Genomic DNA, 23,612 nt, shown 5'->3' on the forward strand with positions numbered 1-23,612 from the left:
CAACTGCGTCATCCCCCGATAACACGTCCGGACGTCCTGTCACCACCCGCGCTGCGTTTGCGCCGGTTATCAACAATGCACGGGGCGAGGGTGCGCCGAGGGTGCGCGACGAATTCCGCGATTGCGGAGCCGGCCGGTCCGGTGTTTCCATGCGCGCCTGGCACCGGCCTGGAGCGAGCGCATGCGGAGCGTGTGGTTTATCCTTCTCGCGGCACTGATCGCGACCACCCCGGCGCGTGCCGGCGGACCGCCCTATCCGGCGGTTCCGCCAGAGGTTGGGGTGGCGCCCTTCATCGGCCCGACCTGGGACACCTATCGCTGCGCGGAAGGGCCGGTCACCAATTTCTATCACGGCGCCTATTACGGCGAGGAGCCGCCTGCACTCTATCGCGGCTACGCGTACCGGCCGCATTACCGCTACAGCGCCTACCGCAGGCTGCCGCGCAAATATTTTTGCGTCACGGACTAGCGTTGCCGCGCCGCCACGGTCGGGCGGCAAGTGGGGACAGGCCGGTTCCTGTGTTTCGTTTTTAACAGAGATATCCCCGGTTTGCCGTTAGAACGTGGACCAACTGGGGCTGGCGACATTTCAACCCGTATCCGTTTTCGAACCCGGATCTGGCCGCTGGCGTGATCGCCAGCGGCTTTTTCGTGCTCGGCAATCACGAAATCATCCGACGGTAACACGATCTCAACCAGCCTGGCGTATCGACGAATCCGTTGCGGATTTGTATTGCGTACCGCGACACCGAAATTGTCCCGCCGGCGTGGGTACGCCGTGCGGCTTTTTCGCCGGGACCGATTTCATGCCGAGCGCGATTGAGCAGATCGTCGACATCTATGTCCGACTGAAGAACCGGCGCGGCCTCGACGAGCTGATGATGCACAGACAGCGGCTTGCGGTCGATCTGAAGAGCCGATCCGGCTACGACTTCAGCCTGCCGATCGGCCAGATCGACGAGGAGATCGCGATCATCGAAGCCGGCCTCAGCCGGCTCAAGGCAGGCGATATCGCCGGGACCGGCAACGGCCAGCCATTTTGACGCTCAGTCGCGCCGACCGCCGTCGATGACGGTGAACAACGGTCGTGCCGGGGTCGGCTCGACCAGCAACTCCTCCACCAGCGCGGTCGCCGCATCGACATATTTGCGCGTCGGCTTGTCGAGAGGACGCGTGGCCTCGTCGTCGAGCGCGACCTTTGCGGCCTCGACCAGCTTGCGCATCCGTGCCGCATGCTCATCGCCCGCCGTCAGCGTCGCGCGGGCCAGCGAGCGCAGCACGAACAGCTCGCCCTCGAGGCGGAGCAGACGGTCGTTGAGCCTGGTGAGGACGGCGTTGAGGTCGGCCATGTCAGCTGTTCGTCGCAAAAGGATTCATCCTGATCTATCGGCGATCGGTGAACGGAGTCCAAACAGCATCGGCGCAATTCGGCCGATCGGCTGGACCGGCGGCAGGCGCAATGCCGCCGATGTGACCGATCGTGACCCCACAGGACCGTGGGCTCTGCGTGGTTCCCGCACCACATCAGGAGACGGGTGGACGTCTGGAGGACGTTCAATGCGATCTGTTCTGGCCGTGGTTCTTTTGATTTCAGCGTGCGCGCCGGTGGCGGCTGCGCCGGTTCATCATGCCCGGCAGCACCGTCACGTCATCGTCCGTCTGCCTGAGGACGCGCCCGTGCCGCCCGGCTGGTACAAGTTTCCGGGCTATCCACCGATCCCGCCATCGGAGAACCGAAATCTGGACCCCTCCAATTTCGGCGGCGGCTAGCGGCCAATCATGCGGTCCGCGCCAGATAGTCGCGCGCAAACGCGAGATACCAGTCGAGGCAGGCGGGGTTGGCCATCGCCTCCTTGTTGATGACCTTCTCGACCGCTTGGCCGAGCAACAGCTTCTTGATCGGGAGCTCCTGCTTCTTGCCCGAGAGCGTGCGCGGAATCTCGGCGACGGCAAAAATCTCGTTCGGCAGGAAGCGGCGTGACAGGCCGGCCTCGATCGCCTTGTTGATCTTCGCTCTCATCGCGTCGTCGAAGGGGGTGCCTTCGCGCAGCACCACGAACAGCGGCATGTAGCTGTCGCGGCCGAGATATTCGAGATCGACGACGAGGGAATCGAGCACTTCCGGCAAGGCCTCGATCGCGGAATAGAGTTCGCTCGTGCCCATGCGCAGGCCATGCCGGTTGATGGTGGCATCGCTGCGGCCATAGATGATGCAGGAGCCGTCCGGGGCGACCTTGAGCCAGTCGCCATGCCGCCACACCGGCCCGCGGCCGCTGCCGTCGAAATTGTCCGGATAGGTCTCGAAATAGCTCGCGCGATAGCGCGCATCGCCCTTGTCGTTCCAGAAATAGAGCGGCATCGACGGCATCGGCTCGGTGCAGACGAGCTCGCCGACCTCGTCGATAACGGCGCGGCCCTGTTCGCTGAAGGCTTCCACGGCAGCACCCAGCAGACGGCACTGCATCGCGCCCGGCGCCTGCGGCAGTTCGCGGTTGCCGCCAATGAAGGCGCCGGCGAAATCCGTGCCGCCGGAGATGTTGGCCCACCAGATATCGGCCTGCGCCTTGCTGCCGTTGGTCTTCGAGAGCGCCGCGAAGCGGTTGTTGAACCAGGCCTGCGTGTCGGCACTCAGCGGAGAGCCGGTCGAGCCGAGACAACGCAATCGCGAGAGATCGACGGCGGCGAGATCGACCTCGGCCTTGGCGCAGTTGGCGAAGAACGCGGCGCCCGCACCGAAGAAGGTGGCTTTCGACTGCGCGACGAAGCGCCACAGCGTGGTCCAGTCCGGCTTGTCCTTGGTCCCGCCGGGGCTGCCGTCGAAGATGCAGCAAGTGGTGCCGCTGAGCAGGCCGCCGACCTGCGAATTCCACATGATCCAGCCCGTCGAGCTGTACCAGTGATAGCGCTCGCCGAACGAGTTCTCGTGGTAGGAGCAGCCGAGATCGTTGTGCAGTCCCAGCAGTGCCAGCACCACGATGACGATGCCGCCATGGCCGTGCACAATCGGCTTCGGCAGTCCGGTGGTGCCGCTGGAATAGACGATCCAGAGCGGATGATCGAACGGCAGCCACGCTGGCTCGAACGCGTCGATCGCGGCGCCCGTCGTTGCGACAATGTCGGAGAGCAGGGCGTCAGGCGCGGCGGCCTCGCTGTGCAGGATGACGTGCTCGACCGTCGGCAGCGATCGCCGCAGCTCGGCGAGGACGTCTTTGCGATCGTGCCGGCGGCCGGCATAGGTGACTGCGTCGCAGGCGATCAGCACTTTCGGTTCGATCTGTTTGAAGCGGTCGATCACGGCGGGTGCGGCCATGTCGGGTGCGCAGACGCTCCAGATCGCGCCGATGCTGGCGCTCGCCAGGAATGCGATGATGGTCTCGGGGATGTTGGGCAGATAGGCGGCGATGCGGTCGCCGGGCTTGATGCCTTTTTCCTTCAGATGCAGCGCGAGGGCAGCCGCCTTGCGCCGCAGCTCCGGCCAACTCGTCTCGCAAAGCCTGCCGTCCTCGCCACAGCTGACGATCGCGGGCAGGCCGGCAGCGTCGGCCGCGTCCACATGGCGGAACACCTGCCGGGCATAGTTGACCTGGGCGCCGGGAAACCAGACCGCGCCGGGCATCTTGCGCTCGGTGATCACGGCCGCAAACGGCGTCGGCGATTGCAGATCGTAATAGTCCCAGATGCTGCGCCAGAAGCCGTGGAGATCGCGCACCGACCATTGCCGCATGTCCTCGTAGCTGGCGAAGGTGAGGCCGCGCTGTTCGGCGAGCCAGGTGCGGTAGAGAGCGATCTGGGGAACGAAAGCTGCGGTCATTGCGTGTCGACTTCAGTTGCAGGGAAGGGGAGTTTATCTGCTGCCGCTGCCTACCAGAAGCCGCACTTCACGCAGGCAGCGTTGACGGCAGTAGCGGGTCTGCGTCCGCCAGCAGCAAGTTGGAGTGGTGCAATGCGACTGCTTCAACGGGGTCGTCGTTGCGAGCGCAGCGAAGCAATCCGGAAATTTTCCGCGAGGATCGTCTGAATTGCTTCGCTACGCTCGCAAGGGCGGGGTGTGAGCGCGCTCGTGCGACACGAGCCACGTAGCCGGACAAACGAAGCGACGTCCGGGATATCTGGCGCGACTTTCCGAGAAACGTCGTTTCAGCCTACCATCCGGCGCCGGCCCATCGCCTTCCGAACACGGGTGGCTTGGTCTTCACCGCTTCCCAGCCGAAGAAATGATGCTTGCCGGACCACGTGTGCACTGTGCCGCTGCAGATGCTGCACTTGAAGCTGCCGGAATGCGCTTCGGCGTGCTCCTCCCTTGTCGCGGTGTAGGTCATGCTGCAACCCGCGCAGGTGAATTCTTCGATCGTCCAGATGCTATTGGCCATTGCACCGAAAGTGGTTGGGGGACCTCGACGGAAGCGTAGGTGCACGCCTTTGCAACGGCGTAAACCGGTCGGCCGAAATCCGGTTAATCGTTGTTAGCCAAACCGGCCTCCGGTCGCGGACCTTGCAGGCTTTTCCCGATATGTGCAGCGCCCGTCAGTCCAAGCTGCTCCGCCGACAGGTCCAAGCGCGTTCCCGATCCGGCAGTTAGATTTCACTCCGTCGCCTCGGTTTGAAGGCGCGTCTGTGGGGGTGAGATCATGGGGAAGAAGCTGTTTTTGACGGCTGCGCTGTTGTCGCTGGCAACGCCGGCATTTGCCGCGGATATCATCGCGCCGGTGCCGGTGAAGGCTCAGGTACCGCCTCAAATCTTCACATGGACCGGTTTCTATATCGGTGCCCATGGCGGCGGCGCCTGGAGCAAGTGGAGCGGCATGGACCCGACCGATCCGTTAGCCGTCTGGAGCTCCGTCACGGCCAGCGGCGGTATGGTCGGCGGCCAGCTCGGCGGCAATTACCAGATCAGCAATTTCGTGGTGGGCCTCGAGGGCAGCGGCGCGTGGTCGAGCGTCACGGTCAACGCCGGTGGGCCCTTCGGCGGCGGTGCCGGCTTCGCCTTGACGCTGAAGAACGACTACATCGCGACGGTTGCCGGACGCTTCGGCGTCGCCTTCGACCGCGTGCTGCTCTACGCCAAGGGCGGCGCGGCCTTCACGCGCGACAGGTACAGCGCCAATAACGGCCTTGCCGCCGCGCTCGCCGGCTCGGCCTCGGGCAGCTTCAACCGCACCGGCTGGCTCGCCGGCGGCGGCGTGGAATGGATGTTCCTGCCGAACTGGTCGGTGAAGGCCGAGTACAATTACATGGGTTTCGGTGCGATCACGGAGCAGCCGGTGACGACGGGCAATCTGGTGGCCACGCCGGCCAACGTGAAGCTGAACATCCAGACCGGCACGGTCGGCGTGAATTACCACTTCTAGCAGCGCCGGCGTCGCCGCAAGATCAATCGCCGGGCTTGGGCTGGCCCCGTCGTCTTGACGCCGGGTGCGCGGGTGGCAATAACGCTGGGCCGCGCAAGTGCCGGAACCCGCGTCAATGCCGCAAGGAAAGCCGTGCCCGTGAAAAGTCTCCGTCAGCTCCTGACGGGCGAGGACATCATCCAGCTCGTGATCCGGGTCGGCCTGCTCGGCCTGCTGATCATCTGGACCTTCCTGATCATCCGCCCCTTCGTGCCGATCCTTGCCTGGAGCGGCGTGCTCGCGGTCGCGTTCTACCCGGCCTTCAGCTGGGTCGCCAAGATGCTCGGTGGGCGGCCCAAGACCGCTGCGGCGATCCTGACCCTGATCACGCTCGGCATCGTCATCGGCCCGGCGACCTGGCTCGGCATCAGCGCCGTGGACGGCGTGCGCGAGCTGGCGCGCCAGCTCGGCACCGGCGACCTCGCGCTTCAGTCGGCGCCGGAGCAGCTCAAATCGTGGCCGCTCATTGGTCCCTGGCTCTATGACCTCTGGGAGCAGGCCTACAACAACATCCGCGCTGTGCTGCGCGAGGTGGCGCCCTATCTCCAGCCACTGGCGGGACCGATGCTGTCGCTCGCGGGCGATGCCGGCGTCGGCACGCTCCAGTTCCTGGTCTCGGTGTTCGTGGCCGGCTTCCTGTTTCCGCACGGGCCGAGGCTGGTTGCGGCCGGCCGCGGTTTCCTGTTTCGCATCGTGCCCGAACAGAGCGAGCATTTCCTGGGGCTCGCAGGCGCGACCATCCGCGCCGTGGCGCAGGGCGTGATCGGCGTCGCGATCGTGCAGGCGCTGCTCGCCGGCATTGGCTTCAAGCTCGCCGCCGTGCCGAGCGCAGGCCTGCTCGCCTTCATCGTGCTGCTGCTCTCGATCGTGCAGATCGGCGCCTTCCTGGTGCTGCTGCCGGTGATAATCTGGATCTGGACCGCCAAGGACGTCACCACCGCGCTGCTGCTCACCGTGTTTCTCGTCCTCGTTGGCTTCCTCGACACCATGTTGAAGCCGCTCGTGATGGGGCGCGGCCTGACCACGCCCACCATCGTCATCTTCGTCGGTGTGATCGGCGGCACGCTCGCCCACGGCATCGTCGGCCTGTTCATCGGGCCGATCATCCTGTCGGTGGCCTGGGAGATGATGATGGCCTGGATCAGGACGGAGGACCGGGCAGAGGCGGGGTCAAGGGCAGGGACATCGGCGGGCGAGGCCTGATCTCCCGCCTCGAACGGCGAGATCGGCCTGCCGTGTTCCACCGGAACTAACGGCCTTGCCGCCTGTGATCAAGATGCGTCCCGAACTTGTCTATTCGACTAGACAAGTTACCATTGGGTCGATTCTATTTCGATCACGGCGGAAATGGCGAAGTCTTCCAAGCTGGTTGCCGCCAAGCGCGGCAAGGTATTGTTGGTCAGACGCCGGTCGGACGGCCTGTGGATGTTCCCGGGCGGCCGCAAGCGCGCGCGCGAGTCCGACAAGGACTGCCTGCGGCGGGAAATCAAGGAAGAGCTGCCCAAGCTGAAGCTCGGCCGGATCAGCCTCTGGAAGGAAGTGACGACGAGGAACAAGCGCTCCGGCCGCAAGATGAGCGACGCGATCTTCATCGCCAAGGGCGCCAAAGGCAGGCTCGCGATCGGCGACAAGAACGAGATCGACCGCGCCGTCTGGCAGAAGCCGCGCGGCATCCGCCTGACGCCGACCTCGCGCTATATCCGCGACCGCCTGTTTCCGCGGAAGTCGCGGCGGCGCGGGTGAGCTAGTCCTCGTCCTCCGACGACTGCTGCGTCCGTCCGATGTGGGACCGCGAAAAATTGGCACCCGCTTGCGGCGCGGCTACCCTGGCCATTTCGGTCTCGCGCTGCTCCTTGCGGGCCCTGCGCGCGCGCTTCATGGCCTGCTTGACCTGAGGGTTCGGCGAGTCCTCCGCGAAGAACAGCACCACCTCGCAGCTCGGACATTGCCTGGTATAGCCGTCCTGCAACCGTCCGGCGCGGTCGCGGAATACGGTCTTGCAGCGCGTGCACTGAATCTGGACGAAACTCATGCGCACTCGACAATGACTGATGGAAATGGATCGTCAGGTGATCCCAAATGTCTGAAGAAAGCTTGAATGCGTCCGGGACTTCACCGGCAGGGACTTCGAGGGCAGGGACTTCAAAGGAAGATCCTGCCTCTGCCGCCGCGAATGCGCTGGCGGTGCTCGCAAAAACCCGCACGGCCAAGCGTCATCGGTCCGTCGTGACAGGCGGCAGGCTGAGGTCGTCAAACCGCTTGATCTGCCGCTATTGCTTGGCCGCTATCGTGTCCAGGCAATGGTTGAGATAGACGGTGCGATCCCTGGGCAGCACCTTCTCGAGATCGGCCTTCAGCGCGCATTCGCGCTGCCGCATCTGCTCGGCCCGTCGCTTCTCGGCCGCCTCGCGATATTCGGGAGCAACCTTGTTGGGATCGACCAGGGCCTGCGAGCGGGCGGGAGCCGTCACGGCGAGAGCAATGGCGGTGATGATAATGAGCCGTTTCAAATGAGCCTCCGTAAAAGGCTCATTATAGAACTCGGGCAGCGATGGCTCAAACGGCAAGTTCGGTGAGACGACCGATAGCGCAGCCTGTCCGCGCAGGGTCGCTAGCGGCTGGTGGAGTTGATTTCAACTACCTGAAGTTGGGACTGGTGAAGTCCGTCACTTCGGGACGTGGTCGATCTTGTGCCCGAGATGCCCGGTGTCGTGATCGCGACGCAGCTGGCTCAGCGACGTCTCGTTCAACTGGTGCAAGACCTCGTTGAGTTCAGTCGCATCCGGATAACCGGCGGCAAAACCCTTGCCGTAGATCTTGCGCAACGTGCCGACCAACGTGTTGCCGTGCTTCTTGCTGATGGCGCCATCCTTGTCCCGGTGGCGACCATCCAGGCCCGATTCCTTCATGTGCTTCTCCCTGAGCGGCGTCTGCGCGCCTGGAGAGAGCGTGCTCCCAAACGAGTTGATTGGCAACGGCAGGGCGCGCGGCAGTTGAGCATCGTCAAGGTGTGGAAAGATCGGCCGGGCCGTGTGAAGCGGCTCACAAGCGATGGTCGGGACCGCTGCTATGAAGACCTCATTGCCTTACCGATTGATAGTTTGAAAACGCCCCGGCGCTCCACCAGGTGCCGGGGTTTTCACGTCGATCACTGCCACGGCCAGGGCGCGCGATCGGATGGGGGGCTATCTGAAAAGCCGAAGGCAAGGCGACTAACAAGGCGACTACGCGGCTTGCTCCTCAAACGAGGTGTATACCCGGCCACCTGGATCAACCACCCGAACGTCCCAGCACCCGTCCGCGATCAGCTCTTTGGCTTTCTTGAGGGCGGCGGCGAGTGACAGCCGCTTGAGACTGACCACGCCTGCCGTGTCGAAACCGTTGATTTCAAACATGCCGCTCCTCCTGTTTTGTCGAATCCTACACTTTTTGAGCGGGTTGTCTCCCGGCTTTTGAGACAGGGGATGCCCGGCGCACGATCGGGCACTGGCTAAAAACGCGAAAACAACCTCATGCACAGTAGCTAAGTCCTGCTGGCACAACGTTTTCTTTTTGGCGCAAGGCCGTCTTGCATCCGGCGGAGACGCCGTTTGACCCGTCGGGCAAAACAGGGGTATTCTGCCAACTTCGGAAAATCCGCTTCGGGGCAAAGTGGCTTCCCGGAATCATGGAGAGCCGCGGTTGCCCCCCGGCATGCGAGTCATATCCGTCGCACAGACCCCGTAGTCGGCCGGGGTGGCGGGGCCTGCGGCAGGCCGCGGCCGCTAACGTGGAATTAAGCTGAAAAGCTCACAATTTTAAGCAGTTGTAGATGGGTGCTGCGTAGAGGAGCCGTCGCGAGGACGTTCCGGCGACGGCTTCCTGTTGCTCGCTCATTTTGGGGTCAATGCCATGACCGCGACTTTCGAAACGCAAGGCCTCGTCGAACAATTCGACCCCGCAGCACTCGCGCTCGCAGCTGCAGCACCCGAACCCGCAGCCTCGGAAGCTCCGGCACCGCTCGAGCGGTCCAGCCGGAAATCGGTCCTGGCCTTGTCGGTGTGCGCCCTGGCCATCAATGGCGCGGCGGCCATCTACACATTGCCGTCTGATTTTTCGTCGCTGAGTGTCGGCAGTCTGGCCGAACTGCTTCCGCGCCGGGAAGGGTCCGCACCAAAACCGGATCCTGTTATGGCTGCCCTGAAGGATATTCAGTCGGCCCAGCAGCAACACGCGGCCTCGCTGCAGGAGAACAACCAAGCATTGCAGCAAAATGCGGCTCGAGGGCAGCAGGATTCAACGTTGCTCCTTTCTCTGCGCCAGAGCATCACGGACGAACGGGTCGATGTGAAGAAGGTATCTTCGCAGCTGTCCACGCTGATCGCGAAGATCGACACGCTGCAAAACACAATGATGTCGGACGTCACGTCGTCCATTCGAAGAGCGCACGCTCGCTACGGACTGTCCGCAGCGATGCGCAAACGGATCGCGCGGCAGTCGAAATCTATCGGGCCCGTTTCGGTTGGAGGAGCTCCGCTGAGCGTGCCTGCTACAATTTCAGCCCCGGAAAGCTGAAGGTAGGTCAAGCCAGTCACTTGGGGTTGTGCGCGCGCCAGTGCACTGTCGCGCAATTCCGCCGCTCATGCTGGCGGGCCGCTGATGAGGGCCCTCCGCAGTTCCCGGGACGAATGACGCGACGCTAGTAGCGTGGGTAATAGCCCGGCGCGTACCTTGGATCGCCATACCTCTGAGATCGATAGTAGCCATAGCCCCGCGGAGGTTCGTCAGGAATTGGCCTGGCGTAGACGCCGGGCGCCTTGTACGCGTTGGGATAGCAACGGCCGTTGGAGTAGTTGAAGTCATATCCGTGCGGACAGCCGCCTTCTGGACTGCCGCGAAACTGGACCTGTTGAAGCGGGGCTGGCTGGGGAGCGGCCACGCCAACCTGGAGAGCGAGGGCCGCACCGGCGATAGCTGCAAGCATTTCTATGTCCTCCCTAAGGGCGCCACAGTCAGGTCCTCCCTTTAAGCGCCACAGCCAGACCATACGCTTGAACCGCGTAATTCAACCTGAACGTGGCATTCATCGATCGTTCACAGTGGGATGCCGTTCACTCCAGAACCTCGTACTCGAAGGCGACGCCGCGACGACCTTGAGGTGATCAGAATCCATCTCAGTCCCGTTGATGTGGCCCAGCTAAACACGTTACCATTGCTCAAGTTCCCGCAGCTAGCCTTCCGGAGCGCAGCTCAAACGTGCGAGGGCGATTTCCCCGCTCCAATGAACCTCCCCCTCGGCCAGTTGCTCGATCCTGCGGACGGTAGGTTCGTCGAGTGCGGCCGTAGCGGGAAAGTAACTTCCCCGCTGGCCTTGCGCGGAATCTTGCCACGCTTTTGTGCGCGATGAATAAACGATCACCGCGGCGACCGTATGCACTTCCTGATGCATCCGGTTCACCAGGTAGGCGTATTCGGTCGCACTCGGCAGCATTTCGGCCAGGGCGTGACAGAAATCATCCCGATCGCCAGATGAGGCCGCTCTGAGCACTATTCGCAGAGAACGCTCAGATGACTCGTTCAAGGTGTCGAGGTTCGAGTATGGATATGGAGAATTGAGACCAGTCCGCGCGCGGATAATGCTCGTCGTGAAAGGATCAGACACAATTATTGTGCCGAGCGGCAGCTTCCTCATGTAATTTGCGAGTTCGATCTCGTCAGCGCTGTAATGAGTGATGGCCGAGATCGTATTTGTCGGCTTGCCGTAGGAATGCGGAAACAAAATCGCTCTTGCGCTCAGTCGATCGGCCATCAACGTGAATGCCAGCAGCGCGACCAAGCTACCGGCCCTCCATGCCGGCCGCCTCGCAGCAATGAGGGTAGCGATTCCGGCTAAGACGAGGCCGGCGGCGAGCGGAATATAGAAACGCAAATAGGTAGCAAGGGGCGGAAGCGTCATGACAGCCGCGTATGCGAGACCGAAAAGGGCCGGTAGAACCGCTGCCACCCGGTACGGCTCCCCGACACGGATCCAAAGCCGCGGCAACGCCGTGCTCAGCGCGAGCGCGAAGAATACACAGACGAACGGCATTGCCCGATAAGCAAAGGGAAATCCCGTGAGAATGAAGCACGTCAGGCCTGCCGCCAGCGTCCAATACAGAGCAAACAGCGGTTCTTTCCAAAGTGCTCGGCCATCGGGCGACAGGATTGAATAAAGAAAAACGACAGAGACAAGCATGGCGAACAGTGCGCCCGTTGCCGCGCCCCACTCAATCACAGCGTTCTTTACGCCGAGTCCGAGCAGCAACTCCGCGCCCACGCTACCGCCAAACAGCTTCGTGATCTTGAAAAACGCATCATCAAGTGAAAGCGAGCTGTTGGTGCCAAGGATCCAGATTCCCAGAGCCAACAGCGGAATTATGCCCGCCGCGAGAGTGCTAGCGCGCCCCATCCAAGCCATTGTAGTGACCAGCCAAGGCCAGTCGCGCAACCGCCACGTTGCAGCAGCAGCCGCTGCGATAAGAATGTAGAGCGCGCTGACTCGATGCAGCGGGACCAGGCACCCAATCAGGACAAAGATGAGGAGAGCGAAAAGCCATATGGATTTTTCGGCGCTGGCTCGTGTCGAAGCGCCAACGATCGCTGCAAAGACCGGGATGCCGACCAGGATGGCGACACTTGGAAGCGCGTAAGGGTTTAAAGCTCGCCAAAACAGGAGCGCTCCGGTGCTCAACACTAAGATGGACCCTACGGCAGTCCGCGAGTTTTCGATCTTTGCTCCGAAATCACCGAGCGCGACCAAGAGCACAATGGAGCCGAACGTACACAGCGTGCCGTTTCCAAGCTCGAAACCGAGCAGCGTGCTGCTCAAAAGCGCGAATGCAAGCATCCTGTTTCCAGCGCGGTCGACCAGTTGCGAGGCCTGCCAGGCTACCAGCACTTTGAATGCCGCCGTCCACGGAGCAATCGCCCAAGCTCCTGCCAGCGGATCGTGGCCGAACGCGCTGATCAGAATGCTGCTCAGAATCGGCTTCACCTGTATGTATGATGCGCCATCAATGTTGTTGAGCACGTGAGACCGAGCGAGCTCAACCGCGATTTTCATCGAATGAATGTCGGCGAATAAGTCGGTGAAAGGGAAACTGGATAGCCAAAAGAATACGTATAGATACGCAGGCGTAGCAACAAGCGCGCCCAATATCAGCGGAGCGCGCGGCAGTCGGAAACCTCTCAGGGAGGCGAGTCCAAGCAGGAGCCCTAAGGTCGAAAGCAGTATGATCGCTCCAACCAGCGCTCCGTAGATATGATCGAGGACGTACCACCGTTCGGCTATCTCGAAAGTTCTCGCGATGACGACCGCCCCGAGAAGGAATGCCGCCGGTAACACCATGGTCGGCAGCCACGAACGCCAACACCACAAGAGCAGAATGCCCAGACCCAATGGGATTGCGTAGAAGAGCGGAACGATGAAATTTTCAAAAATCATTCAGGTGCCCCATTAACACGAGCACCTCTACCATCAGCCTGCAGTTGTACAATCCCTTTAGATATTTTGCCCTGCATTCAGGGCATGTGCGTTGAGCGGAGATTGCCGCTTGTCCAGAGGGGCAACCCTTAAAGGCGCTGCCGCCAGTCGCTCAGGGTGGCTTCTACCTCCCGGCTGCCGGCCCGCCACCGGCCACGGCCATAGAACGCCTAATCTGAGAGCACGAGCATGCCCCCCAAGACGCCTGGCGGACTCCGCTGGCGAGTTTTGGCGTCGAGCAGACATTCTCCCCGACCAGTCCTCGAGGCGCTGGGGCGACCCCGCAGCGAGGCCCAGAACGAGATCAACGCGAGCCGGACGGGGGCGCAGCAATTAGCAACCTCATCCAACATTCACTTCAGGATGTAGTTTGCTCCAACCGTCCGCAGGTGTCCGCCAGGAACTCGGCTAACGAAGCAAAGGCGCAGAACCACCGAAAGGGCGATCGGCAGCCCGCCGATCCAGGCGCACCGGCCTTAACCTAATTTTAAGAAACAATTGTACGGCGGCGCCACGTTGGATAGAACAATGCCTGTGTCAGCGTCAGTTGCGTCCGAAGGTCATGATTACGTACAAGCAGTACCATATCGAACGATTTGAGCACGGGCCCAAGCGCTGGGTTGCTCGCATCACGCGGACAGACGGTCAGAACATCCGCACGATTCTGCCGGCGTCTGAGCTCCCGTACCTCGATACGAAGCCGACAGCGTCCGCCGAGGAAGCTGAGGCGCTCGCCAGGGAAGGCATCGACTTCGGCGGCGTGGTGTAGTCCGTCATCGCGGTCTTCTGACTTTCATTCGCGAAGTAGCCGGCGATTCATCCGCAGCGATTCTGTGGGATGTGAGCTCTGTCCGGTGATCTGCTCGGATCCTGCAAGGTATCTCCAGCCTGCAGGCCACAGGCAGAGCGTCTTCGCCTCGCTCGGCACGCTCGATCGCCTGCAATTTATGCGGCGCTGGAAACCGACGGTTCTTTGCTATTGCTGCCACAGATCATCCCGAAATGAGCCTGTCACCGCAGATGCTGTGGCTCATTCCAGGGTGCAGTCCATGGCCCTTCACAGGGAAGGCCGTCCATAACCATGCCCTGTTTGGTGCACTGTCACCGTCATCTCGCCTTCGCAGCGGGTATTTTATCCGGCAACTATTGTGGCTCGGTTGGCTTATCTCGCTCATGGCTCTCCGCTTCGGCGGCCGCGCACGCATCCATGCCATGACATTTGCTTAGATAGTACCGAGCGCCTGCGAAGAGCGAGCAAACAATCACCACGGAAACCAGCAGGAAGATCATCCACCGTCGATTCAACATTCCCATGACCTTCTGCACCCTCCATCCGACGCGGCCCGTTCGCCTGACCGGCCCAACCAGGCGAAAGGTTGATTAGCTCAAATCAGGCCTTGCGCTTCGGATTCAGTCTAGCCTCACGCTCCAGCCGCTCGGACTTCAGGCGTTTGAGGTTTTCCTGAAACTCCGGAGTGGCTTGACTGTCCGCTATTGTCTGTCTCGATCCTATCGGATTGAGGGTCCTTCGATCGGCTTCGTCCGCAACTTGTTGCTCGGCCGACCGTTTGGGTTTGATCATTTGCTGTTTGCCTTCAGGCCGAGATTGATTAAGCGGGCGACGGTCAATTCATTTTCGATTTGGCCGGTCGCGTCGAACGTTCTGGAATTCCTCGGGCCCCTTGACGAGCCGCCGCTTGCGGCTGGCCTGGTCATCCGGGCTTGCTTTGTTGTCTTTGAGCTTGTCGATCGCGTTGCCCGCCATTTCCCGAGCCCGCTCGGACGAGGCCTTGGCGGCAAACGTAACCGCGAGGGCGGGGGCGGGTTTGCCCAAGCCGATATCTACCAGCCGACGGATGGATTCAGAGCGAGCCGGAGTGTCCTCCTGCCGCGACGCCCATTCATCGATCTGAGCGACAGTCGATTCCGGCCAGCGCGTGCCGATCTGGACGCCCTGACCAGTAGCGGGGCGGCCGCGATGTTTTTTGGTACCAATCTTTTTTGCTGGTTTCATTTTATTTTGGTACCAAAAAATCAAGCCAAGGGGAAGTGCGAACTTCCGATAACTGTGCCTGTTTAGTGCATTGAAACACCGGTGCAAAAGGCGCCCTCCGTATCTGTGTCGGCTCCATTGACAGATTCGGCAAAACAAAAACTTCGTATGCCGATGTTTTTCCGAAGTTATCGGGTGTCACAGAGGATGGTTGGCGGATCAGAAGTCTACGTTGCAGGCGCGGCGCCGACGTGCGGCCGGACGTCAACTGGAACGTCAAAGGGCCTATCGGTGGTATGGGCTATCGATAGCCGGGGGCAGCCGTGACCGAGCGGGGATGGAGACGGCATTTCGACGAGCCGATCGAGGCGGACGGCCACTCGCTGACCAACGCTCTTGGAAGCAGGAGAATTCATCGCGGCGCTCCCGAAGAAGGAGCACGATCTGCCAGAATGGCGGGCGGCCATGGAAGCCTTGCTGCCGGTCGTCGAGCGCGGCGGACCGACGCTGTTCGCGCGGATCGGCGTCATGCGGGCTTTGAACCGACACTACGTCCCGGAGCTCAACCCCAAGGGCAAAGAACCGCACTGGGGCCGGCGCAAGCTGAAGAGGGATGAATGATGGTTTTCAGAATCGGGAAAAGCCGCAGCGCGGTTCCAGCCCCACTGCGGCTCATCCCGGGCAACTTGAAATTGATGAGTGCTTAAATCTCGCCGGTGTTCTCACAGTAGAACACCCCGTTCCGAATAAGGACTCCGTACAACTACCGGAGTCCGCTGTTCCACCAGTTGTCATTAACGGCGGAACATGGCACGGCTCGCTCTTCCAGCCCCAATGCTCCCGGCTGCCGATTCAATTGCGGATTAGAGCGCCGGGAGTGCTAGGCGCCTCGCTAGCGTGAACCGGCCGCCTATCCGCATCTTTATTTTTGCTCGTCCCGTGCTTGTCCCATAAGGCAGTTGCCGGAATGGCTGTGGGACAAGGATTTAAACGAGTGCTTGCGAGAGAAGGGTTTTTTGGTGAGCGCGCTGGGGCTCGAACCCAGGACCCCGTGATTAAAAGTCACGTGCTCTACCGGCTGAGCTACGCGCTCCCATGGCCGCTGATGGCTTTGAAGATATCGCCACCGTCTTCGGACATTCGAGAAGCATGTCTTGCCGCTACGTTTAATTCGCGTCGCGGGGAAAAACCGGCTGTTTCCGGATCATGCTTTCGGCCCGCGCTGTGTAGGGGGATGGGGCGCTGAGGTCAATAGCGCGGGGGATTGCCGAAACTCTTAGCAGAAGCGGGAATTCGCTCGCCGTATCCACAGCTTAGGCCTGGATTCTCGACTCGATTGGCGGGCTGTCATCCACGCCGAACAGCGAGGATGCTTCGCGCCACGGACGTGCCTCCCGCGCCGCGAGGTCGTCTCGCCGTCAGTTCGCCTCCCGCCGGACCTCGTTCGGCACCGGCAACTGCTGCGGCGTGCCGGCGGGGGTCGGCAGCGCGACCGGGCGCAGGCCGATCAGCTCGGCGGTGCGGATCGCGCTGTCGCGCCAGAACTGGAACGAGTTGATGCGGCTGAGCTCGAGGATGGCGATGGCGACCGCAGCCAGGAACGGCAGGCTCTGCAGCACCAGCACGCCGGCGAAGATGTAGATCTCGGTGATCTGGCGATAGCTGTTGGAGGCAACCAGCACGCCGGCGCCGATCAGGAGCAGGGCACCGATCACGGCCTCCCAGAACGCCTGGAACTCGATCGACATCCTGGACAGGCCGCCCTTGGAGGTGCGCGCGAATGCGATGTGCTCGGTGATCAGTCCCTGCGCCACCGCGCGCGACACCGTCCACTGCACGCTCATCGCCGCGATCATGGCGCCCAGCATCTGGCCGGGCTTGATCGCGACGCGCGCACGGTACATCGACAAGAAGTGCGCGAGCGAGACGATGAAGGCGCCGATGATCGGCAGAGTCAAAATCTTGTCGGGGATGGCGATGTCGGCGAAGGCGACGATCGGCACCCAGACGAGGTTGAGCAGCGCGACGACCACGCCGAGGCTTTCGGCGCCTAACCAGTTCAGCCAGCCGAGGCCATATTCGCGCTTCTGGTCGGGCGTCAGCCGGCTCCGTCCGGGCAGGAAATTCCGCCAGTGCTTCTTGACGATCTGGAGGCCGCCATAGGCCCAGCGGTGACGCTGCTTCTTGAAGGCCTCGTAGGTGTCGGGCAGCAGGCCCTGACCATAGCGGTGGTTGGTGTAGTGGGTGGTCCAGCCGAGTTGCTGGATCGAAAGGCCGAGATCACTGTCCTCGCAGATCGTATCGGACGACCAGCCGCCGGCCATGTCCATCGCGGCGCGGCGGATCAGGCACATCGTGCCGTGCACGATGATGGCGTTGGTCTCGTTGCGCTGGACCATGCCGATGTCGAAGAAGCCGGCATATTCGCCGTTCATGATGTAGTGCATGATCGACAGGTCGCCGTCGCGATGCTCCTGCGGCGCCTGCACCAGGCCGACGCTGGGGTCGGCGAACGCCGGCACGAGGTCCTTCAGCCAGTCGGGGTCGACGACGTAGTCGGCATCGAGGATGCCGATGATCTCGGCGTCGACGGCGGTGCGGTCCATCGCGATGCGCAGCGCACCGGCCTTGAAGCCCTGCACCTTCTCGGCGTTGATGAACTTGAAGCGTTCACCGAGCGTGCGGCAATGATCCTGGATCGGCTGCCAGAAGGCAGGGTCCGGCGTGTTGTTGATGATGACGACGCATTCGTAGTTCGGATAGTTCAGCCGCGACAGCGCATCGAGCGTCTGCTTGAGCATCTCGACCGGCTCGAAATAGGCCGGGATGTGGATCGAGACCTTCGGGCAATAATTCTCGGGCACGTTGTCGACCGGCTTGCCCTTCGTGAGCAGCCGCTGCGGCGGCCGGCCGAACGCGACCGCGGCGATCTCGTCGATGCGCGCCATCGCAATGAGGACGAGGGGAACGAGCAGGATCATGCCGAGCGTCAACGCGAAGGCCGATCCGAAGATGAAATAGTGCCCGTTCCAGAACGCGAACACGGTGGCGGCCCAGGCGCCGACGCCATTGGCGGTGGCCGACAGCAAGAACGCCTGCTTCGCCGTCGGCTGCTGTAGCCGCAGGATCGGCAGCGACAGCAGGACACCGACCAGGAGTGCTACACCCATCAGCTTCCAATAGTCGGGATTCTCCACCGGGCCGGTCCAGGCGAATTTCGGCTCGCGGCTGGCGTTGAGGATGCCCCAGTACGGACCGACGCCGCCTTCGAAGTATTTCCAGGGCTGATCGATCGCCTCGACGATATTGTATTCCATGCCGATGGCGTCGGCGCGGCTGACGAAATTGCGCAAGGTCAGTGCCTGCTGGAACGGACCGGGGTCGGCGTTGCGCAAATTGTAACCCGCGCTCGGCCAGCCGAATTCGGCGATCACGATGCGCTTGCCGGGGAACAGGTTACGCAACAGATTGTAGCGGTCGACGGCCTGGTCGACCGCCTGGTCCGAGCGGAAGTTTTCCCAGTAGGGCAGCACGTGGGCGGCAATGAAGTCGACATTGGAGCCGAGGTCGGGATTGTCGCGCCAGATGTTCCAGATCTCACCGGTGGTGACGGGCACGCGGACCGCGCCCTTCACCCTCTTGATCATCTCGATGAGGTCTTCGACCTTCTGCTCGCCGCGGTAGATCACCTCGTTGCCGACGACGACGCCGTTGACGTTGCTGTTCTTGCGGGCGAGCTCGATGGCGGCGTCGATCTCGCGCTTGTTGCGATTCGCGTCCTTGTCGACCCAGGCGCCGACGGTAACCTTGAGGCCGAACTCGGCGGCGATCGGCGGCACCAGTTCCACGCCGCCCGTGGACGAATAGAGCCGGATCGCGCGCGTCATCGTCGACAGCGTCTTCAGGTCGGCGCGGATCTTCTCCACCGACGGGATGTTGTCGATGTCGGGGTGAGCCGAGCCCTCGAACGGCGCGTAGGAGACACTGGGCAGCAGGCCCTTGAAGTCCGGCGCGGGTTCCTTGTCGCGCAAGACTCCCCAGAGGCCGGCGTGGAGCGCGGACACAAGCAACAGAACGGCGGCGACAACGCGCATCGCGGCTAAACCAAAAGGGGCTGAGGGGGCAGGGAAGCGGATCCGACCCCGAGATCCGACCAAGTCCGCGGCAAATGGAGCATACCTCTGCCGCGCGGTTTCACAACTGCCATGGCCTCATGACCGTATGAGGGCATGGCCAGTTTCGAAGTGCGCGGCAGTGCCAATGGCTTCTATCGCCGACCGTTCCTGAACGCAGGCTGAAACGATCGCGGCTATTTCGGGGGCGCCGGTGACGGGCTTGCCGCCGGCGAGGGGCTCGCGGCCGGCTGCGGCTGCGCATTGCCTGATGTCGGCGCGGCCGGCTGCGAGGCCGCGGCCGCCGCCTGCTGCGGCTGCGACGCCGGGTTGATCCAGCAAGCGTGCACACGGCTGTCCAGGGTCTCGGCGACCTTGGGATCGATCTGGCCGCCGAAGCGGGTCAGGCAGCGGAAGGCGGCCTGGATGTGGCCGCCGGGACAGCCGAAGCGGTCGTAGAGGTCGAGATGGCGGAATGCGGTATCGAGGTCATCCCGCCACATCAGCCGCACCACGCGCCGGCCGAGCCAGACGCATTCGGGGTTGCCGGCCGGACCGCTGATGACCTGGGCCGCCTCGGCGAACTCGTCGGTGCGGCGCTGGTTCTGGGCGGCATCCTTGGCGGCGTCGGCGGGCTGGGCGGCTGCCTTGCTCTGGTCCGGGGCGGGCGTGCCGCTCTGGGCGGAGGCGGCGTTGATGCCGACCAGGACGAGAAGGGAAGAAACGGCCAAGGTGGCGGCGAACTGCCGCAGGACCGCATTTCGTAACTCGAACACCCGTTGCCGCATGAATTCCCCAATATATTCACTGACCGTCCGCGCCAGGACCTCGCGGACGCGCCCGGTGATGGCGTCCAAATGGGTCTCCAATGCGGCGGAAAAGTCCTCCCGAGTCCATGACCTGAATCTCGAATTTTGTCCAGCAAAGTCACGATTCTAGACCTCGGTCGATCGGCCGCAGGTAAATTCCTCAGGGGAGGGATGGATCCATATCGGGGTCACCCCTTGGCAGATGGCGTGCGAGCAGGTAATCGACGGCCCTTCGCGGAGGACGGAACCGATTTCTCTTCGTACGCCACTGGCGCTGCTGCTCGTTTCACTGGGTGCAATTGCTGCGGTGTGGTGGTGGCTTGCCACGCCGATCACGCTCGCGCGCGCCCCGATCGATCCCGCCGACAAGGTCCAGTGCGTCTCGTACGCGCCGTTCCGCGGCGAGCAGTCGCCGTTGAACGCATGGACCCATATCGAGGCCGACCAGATCGAGCAGGACCTGCGCCAGCTCAAGGAGATCACCGACTGCGTCCGCACCTATTCGATGGAGAACGGCCTCGACCAGGTGCCGGCGATCGCCGCCAGGATCGGCGGGCTGAAGGTGCTCCAGGGCATCTGGCTCTCCAGCAACCGCACCAAGAATTTTGAGCAGGCCGCGCTCGCCATCCGTCTTTCCAAGGATTTCCCCGGCATCGTCACCAGCATCATCGTCGGCAACGAAGTGCTGCTGCGCGGCGAGATGACCACCGCCGACCTCGTCTCCATCATCCGCTTGGTGAAGGCGCAGGTCAGCGTGCCCGTCACCTATGCCGATGTCTGGGAGTTCTGGCTCAGGAACCGCGAGGTCTACGACGCCGTCGACTTCGTCACGATCCACATCCTGCCCTATTGGGAGGATTTTCCGGTCAAGGCGAAATTCGCGGCCGCCCATGTCGAACAGATCCGCGAGCGCATGGCGGCTGCATTTCCGGGCAAGGAGATCCTGATCGGCGAAACCGGCTGGCCGAGCGAAGGGCGCATGCGCGAGGGCGCGCTGCCGTCGCGGGCCAACCAGGCACGCGTCGTCTCCGAGATCCTGGGCCTCGCGAAAGCGCAGAAATTCCGCGTCAATCTGATCGAGTCCTACGACCAGCCGTGGAAGCGCAAGCTGGAAGGCACCGTCGGCGGCTATTGGGGCCTCTACGACTCGGTGCGCCGGAGCCTGAAATATCCGCCGGGTGAGCCGATCAGCAATTTCCCTTACTGGAAATGGTACATGGGCGCCGGCATGGGCCTCTGCGTGCTGGTGTTCGCGGTCGCCGGTCTGACGTTGCGGCGCAGGCCCTGGACGCCGCGCTTCTCGGCCTGGCTCGGCGTGGCGATCTCGGCGACCTCGGCGGGCATCCTGCTCGGGATCGGCGCCGACAAGATGTACTACGAGAGCTACGGCATCGGCGGCTGGCTGCTCTGGGGCACGCTGCTCGCCGCCGGCATCCTGTCGCCGATCTTCTGCGCGCAGGCGATGGTGATTGGCCGCAGCCTTCCGACCTTCCTCGATCTGCTCGGTCCGCGCGAGGGCCGGAAATGGTCGAAGCTCACCGCCGTGCTCGGCCTGACGCTGGCGGTGACCGCGGTGATCGCGGCGCAGACCGCGCTCGCCTTCGTGTTCGACCCGCGCTACCACGACTTTCCCTACGCCTCGCTGACGATGGCGGTGGTGCCGTTCGCGCTGTTGATGCTGAACCGGCCGCAGATCGGCCAGCGTCCGATCGCGGAGTCTGTTTTTGCCGGCGTGCTGACGCTGTCGGCGGCCTATGTGCTCTTCAACGAGGGCCGCGACAATTGGCAGTCGCTGTGGACCTGCGCGATCTACCTCTTGTTCGCGCTCACGCTGTGGCGGGCGCGGGCCGAGCAAATCCAAGAATGAACAGGCCGATCGCCAGGCCCGACAGCACGACATTGTAGAGCACGATGCCGAGGCCGGCGGCGATGATGCCAACGGTGAGCAGCACGATCGACGGCCGCATCAGGTTCAGCGTCGCCACCACCAGCGCGACGATGCCGAACACCGAATTCTTGAACAGCACGGTCGAGACCGAGCGGGCCTTGCAGACCAGGGTCTGAAGTCCGGCGTCGCAAGCGAGACCGACCTGCGAGTTTTCGATTCCGAGGTAGCGCAGATAGAGCGCATAGCCGACGCTGGCGAAGCCGACGACGATCAGGAACTGCACCTGGTAGGGCGTGAGGCGGAAGGGCTTTTTGGTCATGGCGGCAATATGGTCGGGAAGAGGGAACGGGGCAACAGGGGAGGCGCAAGTTTCTCGCGACCTGCGTGAGAACCTTCACCCATGACGCTGATGAACTGCCGCGAGGTAAAAGCTACCGTCTGAAGAACGACGACAGCGTTGATCCCGCGGACGCCGTCTCCGGCTTGGCCGGCGCTGCCGGTTGCGCCGCAGGAGCAGGCGCGGGCTCCTCGCGCTTCGATGAGCGCTTGGAGGAATAGCTGCGGCGGCGCTTGTCCGGTTTGGCGGCGGGCGCGGGCGCCGGGGCGGTCTCGGCTTGCGGCACCGAGTCCTGGGTCTTGTCGGAGTTCTTCTCCTGAACCCTGTCTTGAGATTTTTCTTGCGTCTTCTCTTGTCCCTTCTCTTGTCCCTTGTCTTGGCCCTTGTCCTGGCCGCCGCGCATTGACAGCCGCTGGCCGTCGAACACGGTGGTCTCGCAGTGGCGATCGTTTTCGGCGAGGCCGGCGCAGAGCTTTGCTGCAGCCGCTGCATTGATCAGCGGGCCGGCACCGAGCCGGAGCTGCATGCCGAGCCCGGTGTTGCCTTCCTTGATCATGATGATCGGCCGCAGCGCTGCGATCTCGGGATTGGATTTGGTGAGCCCGCGCCACAGCGCGCGCAGGCCGTCGAGCGAGTTGGCGCCACCGAGATCGATCGCGAAACGGGTCTGCTGGACCGCGATCGCGGGAGCCTCGCTTTCGGCGGCCTCCGGCGGCTTGGCGGATGCAGCGGCGACTTCGACCGGGGCGGGCGCCGGATCTGGCTTCTTCTCGACAGCCTTCTCAGTGGTCTCGGGCTGAACCAGTTTCGAGGCGGCCGGATCGGGCGGCGCCATGATCGATTTGGACGGGACCAACGGAAGCATCGGCAGGGCCGACGTCGTCACCGGCGACTGCGCCACGAGCGAGGCCGCTGCCGCGCTCTGCGGCGGCGGACTCAACGGCTCCTTTGCGGACTCCTTCGTGTCCTTTGCGGCCTCGGCGCGCGGCTTGTCGTTGGCCGGAGCCGGGGTCGAGGCGACCGGCGCGATGCTGGGCGCCGGTGGCCCGATCAAAATTGGCGCGTCCTGCGGCTTCGCAACGGACGCCTGCGGCGGCGTTGTCGTCTGCTTGGCGATGGCGCCGGTGACGGATTCGAGCCCTTGCTCCACCACGGTGACGCGCGAATAGAGCCGGTCACGATCGGTGTTCAGCGTCTCGATGGCGGAGGCAAGGCGGCGAGCCTCGTTCTGGCTCTCCTTGGTCAGAATCTGGAGCCGGTCGGCCTGGCGCGCGAGATCGGCGGACGCAACCTGATCGCGCCGCCAGCCGAGCTGGGCCTGGTTGGCCAACACGGCAATCACCACGGCGCCGACGGCCGCCACGCCCCACGAGCCCAGCCGCCACATCATGCCGCGATCGAAAGACCTCTCCTCGGCTACAAGTCCGGAGAACAGCCCGCCGGTCTCCTTGGCGCCGAAGGCATCCGCCAGTGGGTCGGAATCCTTTGCCATGAACGTTAAGTGCCCAACCCCTGTCCGGCTTCCCCGAATCAATCAGGGAACATTAACAGGAAAACTGCGTCGCACTTGAACTCCGGGCGTTTG

General features: G+C 62.9%; 23 protein-coding genes and 1 tRNA gene. 10 read left to right on the top strand and 14 right to left on the bottom strand.

Annotated elements, in window-relative coordinates:
- Window positions 1–181 precede the first annotated feature (181 nt).
- On the top strand, window positions 182–469 hold the full coding sequence (locus JQ591_RS09270) for a hypothetical protein (RefSeq protein ID WP_211395711.1): 288 nt from the start codon (window positions 182–184) through the stop codon (window positions 467–469).
- A gap of 337 nt (window positions 470–806) precedes the next feature.
- Window positions 807–1,043, top strand: coding sequence for a hypothetical protein (locus JQ591_RS09275; protein WP_211395712.1), 237 nt, complete (start codon window positions 807–809; stop codon window positions 1,041–1,043).
- A 3-nt stretch (window positions 1,044–1,046) separates the two neighbouring features.
- Here JQ591_RS09275 and JQ591_RS09280 read toward each other — a convergent pair whose 3' ends face one another.
- Entirely contained in the window at window positions 1,047–1,349 is a 303-nt protein-coding gene (locus JQ591_RS09280; protein ID WP_211395713.1) for a hypothetical protein, read from the bottom strand.
- Window positions 1,350–1,557: 208 nt separating this feature from the next.
- Between JQ591_RS09280 and JQ591_RS09285 the strand changes: the two genes are divergently transcribed.
- Entirely contained in the window at window positions 1,558–1,770 is a 213-nt protein-coding gene (locus JQ591_RS09285) for a hypothetical protein (RefSeq protein ID WP_211395714.1), read from the top strand.
- 7 nt (window positions 1,771–1,777) lie between these two features.
- Here the strand turns inward: JQ591_RS09285 and JQ591_RS09290 are convergent, their stop codons facing one another.
- Both JQ591_RS09290 and JQ591_RS09295 read right to left on the bottom strand, forming a co-directional pair.
- The gene (locus tag JQ591_RS09290; RefSeq protein WP_211395715.1) at window positions 1,778–3,811 is read right to left on the bottom strand and encodes an acetoacetate--CoA ligase; all 2,034 of its coding nucleotides are present in this window, start codon (window positions 3,809–3,811) and stop codon (window positions 1,778–1,780) included.
- 331 nt (window positions 3,812–4,142) lie between these two features.
- The gene (locus tag JQ591_RS09295) at window positions 4,143–4,370 is read right to left on the bottom strand and encodes a hypothetical protein (protein WP_211395716.1); all 228 of its coding nucleotides are present in this window, start codon (window positions 4,368–4,370) and stop codon (window positions 4,143–4,145) included.
- A 258-nt stretch (window positions 4,371–4,628) separates the two neighbouring features.
- Between JQ591_RS09295 and JQ591_RS09300 the strand changes: the two genes are divergently transcribed.
- The 3 genes from JQ591_RS09300 to JQ591_RS09310 all read left to right on the top strand — a co-directional run bounded on the left by JQ591_RS09300 (window position 4,629) and on the right by JQ591_RS09310 (window position 7,130).
- Window positions 4,629–5,348, top strand: a complete 720-nt coding sequence (locus JQ591_RS09300; RefSeq protein ID WP_211395717.1) for an outer membrane protein — start codon at window positions 4,629–4,631, stop codon at window positions 5,346–5,348.
- A gap of 132 nt (window positions 5,349–5,480) precedes the next feature.
- The gene (locus JQ591_RS09305; protein ID WP_211395718.1) at window positions 5,481–6,590 is read left to right on the top strand and encodes an AI-2E family transporter; all 1,110 of its coding nucleotides are present in this window, start codon (window positions 5,481–5,483) and stop codon (window positions 6,588–6,590) included.
- Between the two features lie 144 nt (window positions 6,591–6,734).
- Entirely contained in the window at window positions 6,735–7,130 is a 396-nt protein-coding gene (locus JQ591_RS09310; RefSeq protein WP_211395719.1) for an NUDIX hydrolase, read from the top strand.
- Window position 7,131: 1 nt separating this feature from the next.
- On the opposite strand, the gene JQ591_RS09315 is transcribed toward JQ591_RS09310, so the two are convergent.
- The 4 genes from JQ591_RS09315 to JQ591_RS09330 form a co-directional block, all read right to left on the bottom strand.
- On the bottom strand, window positions 7,132–7,419 hold the full coding sequence (locus tag JQ591_RS09315; RefSeq protein WP_211395720.1) for a hypothetical protein: 288 nt from the start codon (window positions 7,417–7,419) through the stop codon (window positions 7,132–7,134).
- A 238-nt stretch (window positions 7,420–7,657) separates the two neighbouring features.
- Window positions 7,658–7,897 (bottom strand): hypothetical protein, encoded by a 240-nt coding sequence (locus tag JQ591_RS09320; protein ID WP_211395721.1) that lies wholly within the window; start codon window positions 7,895–7,897, stop codon window positions 7,658–7,660.
- Window positions 7,898–8,053: 156 nt separating this feature from the next.
- Window positions 8,054–8,296, bottom strand: coding sequence for a hypothetical protein (locus JQ591_RS09325; RefSeq protein ID WP_211395722.1), 243 nt, complete (start codon window positions 8,294–8,296; stop codon window positions 8,054–8,056).
- A gap of 315 nt (window positions 8,297–8,611) precedes the next feature.
- On the bottom strand, window positions 8,612–8,782 hold the full coding sequence (locus tag JQ591_RS09330; RefSeq protein WP_211395723.1) for a hypothetical protein: 171 nt from the start codon (window positions 8,780–8,782) through the stop codon (window positions 8,612–8,614).
- A 496-nt stretch (window positions 8,783–9,278) separates the two neighbouring features.
- On the opposite strand from JQ591_RS09330, the gene JQ591_RS09335 reads away from it, so the two are divergent.
- On the top strand, window positions 9,279–9,941 hold the full coding sequence (locus JQ591_RS09335; RefSeq protein WP_211395724.1) for a hypothetical protein: 663 nt from the start codon (window positions 9,279–9,281) through the stop codon (window positions 9,939–9,941).
- A 655-nt stretch (window positions 9,942–10,596) separates the two neighbouring features.
- Here the strand turns inward: JQ591_RS09335 and JQ591_RS09340 are convergent.
- The gene (locus JQ591_RS09340; protein ID WP_211395725.1) at window positions 10,597–12,849 is read right to left on the bottom strand and encodes a hypothetical protein; all 2,253 of its coding nucleotides are present in this window, start codon (window positions 12,847–12,849) and stop codon (window positions 10,597–10,599) included.
- 601 nt (window positions 12,850–13,450) lie between these two features.
- Here JQ591_RS09340 and JQ591_RS09345 point away from each other — a divergent pair.
- On the top strand, window positions 13,451–13,657 hold the full coding sequence (locus tag JQ591_RS09345; protein WP_211395726.1) for a hypothetical protein: 207 nt from the start codon (window positions 13,451–13,453) through the stop codon (window positions 13,655–13,657).
- An 861-nt stretch (window positions 13,658–14,518) separates the two neighbouring features.
- Here JQ591_RS09345 and JQ591_RS09350 read toward each other — a convergent pair.
- Window positions 14,519–14,902, bottom strand: coding sequence for a hypothetical protein (locus tag JQ591_RS09350; RefSeq protein ID WP_211395727.1), 384 nt, complete (start codon window positions 14,900–14,902; stop codon window positions 14,519–14,521).
- Window positions 14,903–15,346: 444 nt separating this feature from the next.
- Here JQ591_RS09350 and JQ591_RS09355 point away from each other — a divergent pair, with 444 nt between their 5' ends.
- Window positions 15,347–15,502 carry a hypothetical protein gene (locus JQ591_RS09355; protein ID WP_249136724.1) on the top strand — a complete coding sequence of 52 codons (156 nt, stop codon included), beginning with the start codon at window positions 15,347–15,349 and terminating at the stop codon, window positions 15,500–15,502.
- Between the two features lie 396 nt (window positions 15,503–15,898).
- Here JQ591_RS09355 and JQ591_RS09360 read toward each other — a convergent pair.
- From JQ591_RS09360 to JQ591_RS09370, 3 genes are all read right to left on the bottom strand, one after another.
- Window positions 15,899–15,974: transfer RNA gene (locus tag JQ591_RS09360), tRNA-Lys, on the bottom strand.
- Window positions 15,975–16,299: 325 nt separating this feature from the next.
- Window positions 16,300–18,975 (bottom strand): glycosyltransferase, encoded by a 2,676-nt coding sequence (locus JQ591_RS09365; protein WP_211395729.1) that lies wholly within the window; start codon window positions 18,973–18,975, stop codon window positions 16,300–16,302.
- Between the two features lie 215 nt (window positions 18,976–19,190).
- Window positions 19,191–19,781, bottom strand: coding sequence for a beta-1-3, beta-1-6-glucan biosynthesis protein (locus tag JQ591_RS09370; RefSeq protein WP_211396414.1), 591 nt, complete (start codon window positions 19,779–19,781; stop codon window positions 19,191–19,193).
- Window positions 19,782–20,004: 223 nt separating this feature from the next.
- Here JQ591_RS09370 and JQ591_RS09375 point away from each other — a divergent pair, with 223 nt between their 5' ends.
- Window positions 20,005–21,669, top strand: coding sequence for a beta-(1-6) glucans synthase (locus JQ591_RS09375; RefSeq protein ID WP_211395730.1), 1,665 nt, complete (start codon window positions 20,005–20,007; stop codon window positions 21,667–21,669).
- On the opposite strand, the gene JQ591_RS09380 is transcribed toward JQ591_RS09375, so the two are convergent.
- Both JQ591_RS09380 and JQ591_RS09385 read right to left on the bottom strand, forming a co-directional pair.
- Window positions 21,629–22,009, bottom strand: a complete 381-nt coding sequence (locus JQ591_RS09380) for a hypothetical protein (RefSeq protein ID WP_211395731.1) — start codon at window positions 22,007–22,009, stop codon at window positions 21,629–21,631. The two genes, JQ591_RS09375 and JQ591_RS09380, sit on opposite strands and share 41 nt — an antisense overlap.
- A gap of 112 nt (window positions 22,010–22,121) precedes the next feature.
- Window positions 22,122–23,519 carry a hypothetical protein gene (locus JQ591_RS09385; protein WP_211395732.1) on the bottom strand — a complete coding sequence of 466 codons (1,398 nt, stop codon included), beginning with the start codon at window positions 23,517–23,519 and terminating at the stop codon, window positions 22,122–22,124.
- Window positions 23,520–23,612: the final 93 nt, after the last annotated feature.

This window comes from Bradyrhizobium canariense, assembly GCF_018130465.1.
GTDB classification, from domain to species: Bacteria; Pseudomonadota; Alphaproteobacteria; order Rhizobiales; family Xanthobacteraceae; genus Bradyrhizobium; species Bradyrhizobium canariense_C.

Excerpts from the sequence above, each read along its gene's own strand:
- JQ591_RS09270 (WP_211395711.1), top strand. The coding sequence starts at position 182 with ATGCGGAGCGTGTGGTTTATCCTTCTCGCGGCACTGATCGCGACCACC.
- JQ591_RS09275 (WP_211395712.1), top strand. The coding sequence starts at position 807 with ATGCCGAGCGCGATTGAGCAGATCGTCGACATCTATGTCCGACTGAAG.
- JQ591_RS09280 (WP_211395713.1), bottom strand. The coding sequence starts at position 1,349 with ATGGCCGACCTCAACGCCGTCCTCACCAGGCTCAACGACCGTCTGCTC.
- JQ591_RS09285 (WP_211395714.1), top strand. The coding sequence starts at position 1,558 with ATGCGATCTGTTCTGGCCGTGGTTCTTTTGATTTCAGCGTGCGCGCCG.
- JQ591_RS09290 (WP_211395715.1), bottom strand. The coding sequence starts at position 3,811 with ATGACCGCAGCTTTCGTTCCCCAGATCGCTCTCTACCGCACCTGGCTC.
- JQ591_RS09295 (WP_211395716.1), bottom strand. The coding sequence starts at position 4,370 with ATGGCCAATAGCATCTGGACGATCGAAGAATTCACCTGCGCGGGTTGC.
- JQ591_RS09300 (WP_211395717.1), top strand. The coding sequence starts at position 4,629 with ATGGGGAAGAAGCTGTTTTTGACGGCTGCGCTGTTGTCGCTGGCAACG.
- JQ591_RS09310 (WP_211395719.1), top strand. The coding sequence starts at position 6,735 with ATGGCGAAGTCTTCCAAGCTGGTTGCCGCCAAGCGCGGCAAGGTATTG.
- JQ591_RS09315 (WP_211395720.1), bottom strand. The coding sequence starts at position 7,419 with ATGAGTTTCGTCCAGATTCAGTGCACGCGCTGCAAGACCGTATTCCGC.
- JQ591_RS09325 (WP_211395722.1), bottom strand. The coding sequence starts at position 8,296 with ATGAAGGAATCGGGCCTGGATGGTCGCCACCGGGACAAGGATGGCGCC.
- JQ591_RS09330 (WP_211395723.1), bottom strand. The coding sequence starts at position 8,782 with ATGTTTGAAATCAACGGTTTCGACACGGCAGGCGTGGTCAGTCTCAAG.
- JQ591_RS09335 (WP_211395724.1), top strand. The coding sequence starts at position 9,279 with ATGACCGCGACTTTCGAAACGCAAGGCCTCGTCGAACAATTCGACCCC.
- JQ591_RS09340 (WP_211395725.1), bottom strand. The coding sequence starts at position 12,849 with ATGATTTTTGAAAATTTCATCGTTCCGCTCTTCTACGCAATCCCATTG.
- JQ591_RS09345 (WP_211395726.1), top strand. The coding sequence starts at position 13,451 with ATGATTACGTACAAGCAGTACCATATCGAACGATTTGAGCACGGGCCC.
- JQ591_RS09350 (WP_211395727.1), bottom strand. The coding sequence starts at position 14,902 with ATGAAACCAGCAAAAAAGATTGGTACCAAAAAACATCGCGGCCGCCCC.
- JQ591_RS09355 (WP_249136724.1), top strand. The coding sequence starts at position 15,347 with ATGGAAGCCTTGCTGCCGGTCGTCGAGCGCGGCGGACCGACGCTGTTC.
- JQ591_RS09365 (WP_211395729.1), bottom strand. The coding sequence starts at position 18,975 with ATGCGCGTTGTCGCCGCCGTTCTGTTGCTTGTGTCCGCGCTCCACGCC.
- JQ591_RS09370 (WP_211396414.1), bottom strand. The coding sequence starts at position 19,781 with ATGCGGCAACGGGTGTTCGAGTTACGAAATGCGGTCCTGCGGCAGTTC.
- JQ591_RS09375 (WP_211395730.1), top strand. The coding sequence starts at position 20,005 with ATGGCGTGCGAGCAGGTAATCGACGGCCCTTCGCGGAGGACGGAACCG.
- JQ591_RS09380 (WP_211395731.1), bottom strand. The coding sequence starts at position 22,009 with ATGACCAAAAAGCCCTTCCGCCTCACGCCCTACCAGGTGCAGTTCCTG.
- JQ591_RS09385 (WP_211395732.1), bottom strand. The coding sequence starts at position 23,519 with ATGGCAAAGGATTCCGACCCACTGGCGGATGCCTTCGGCGCCAAGGAG.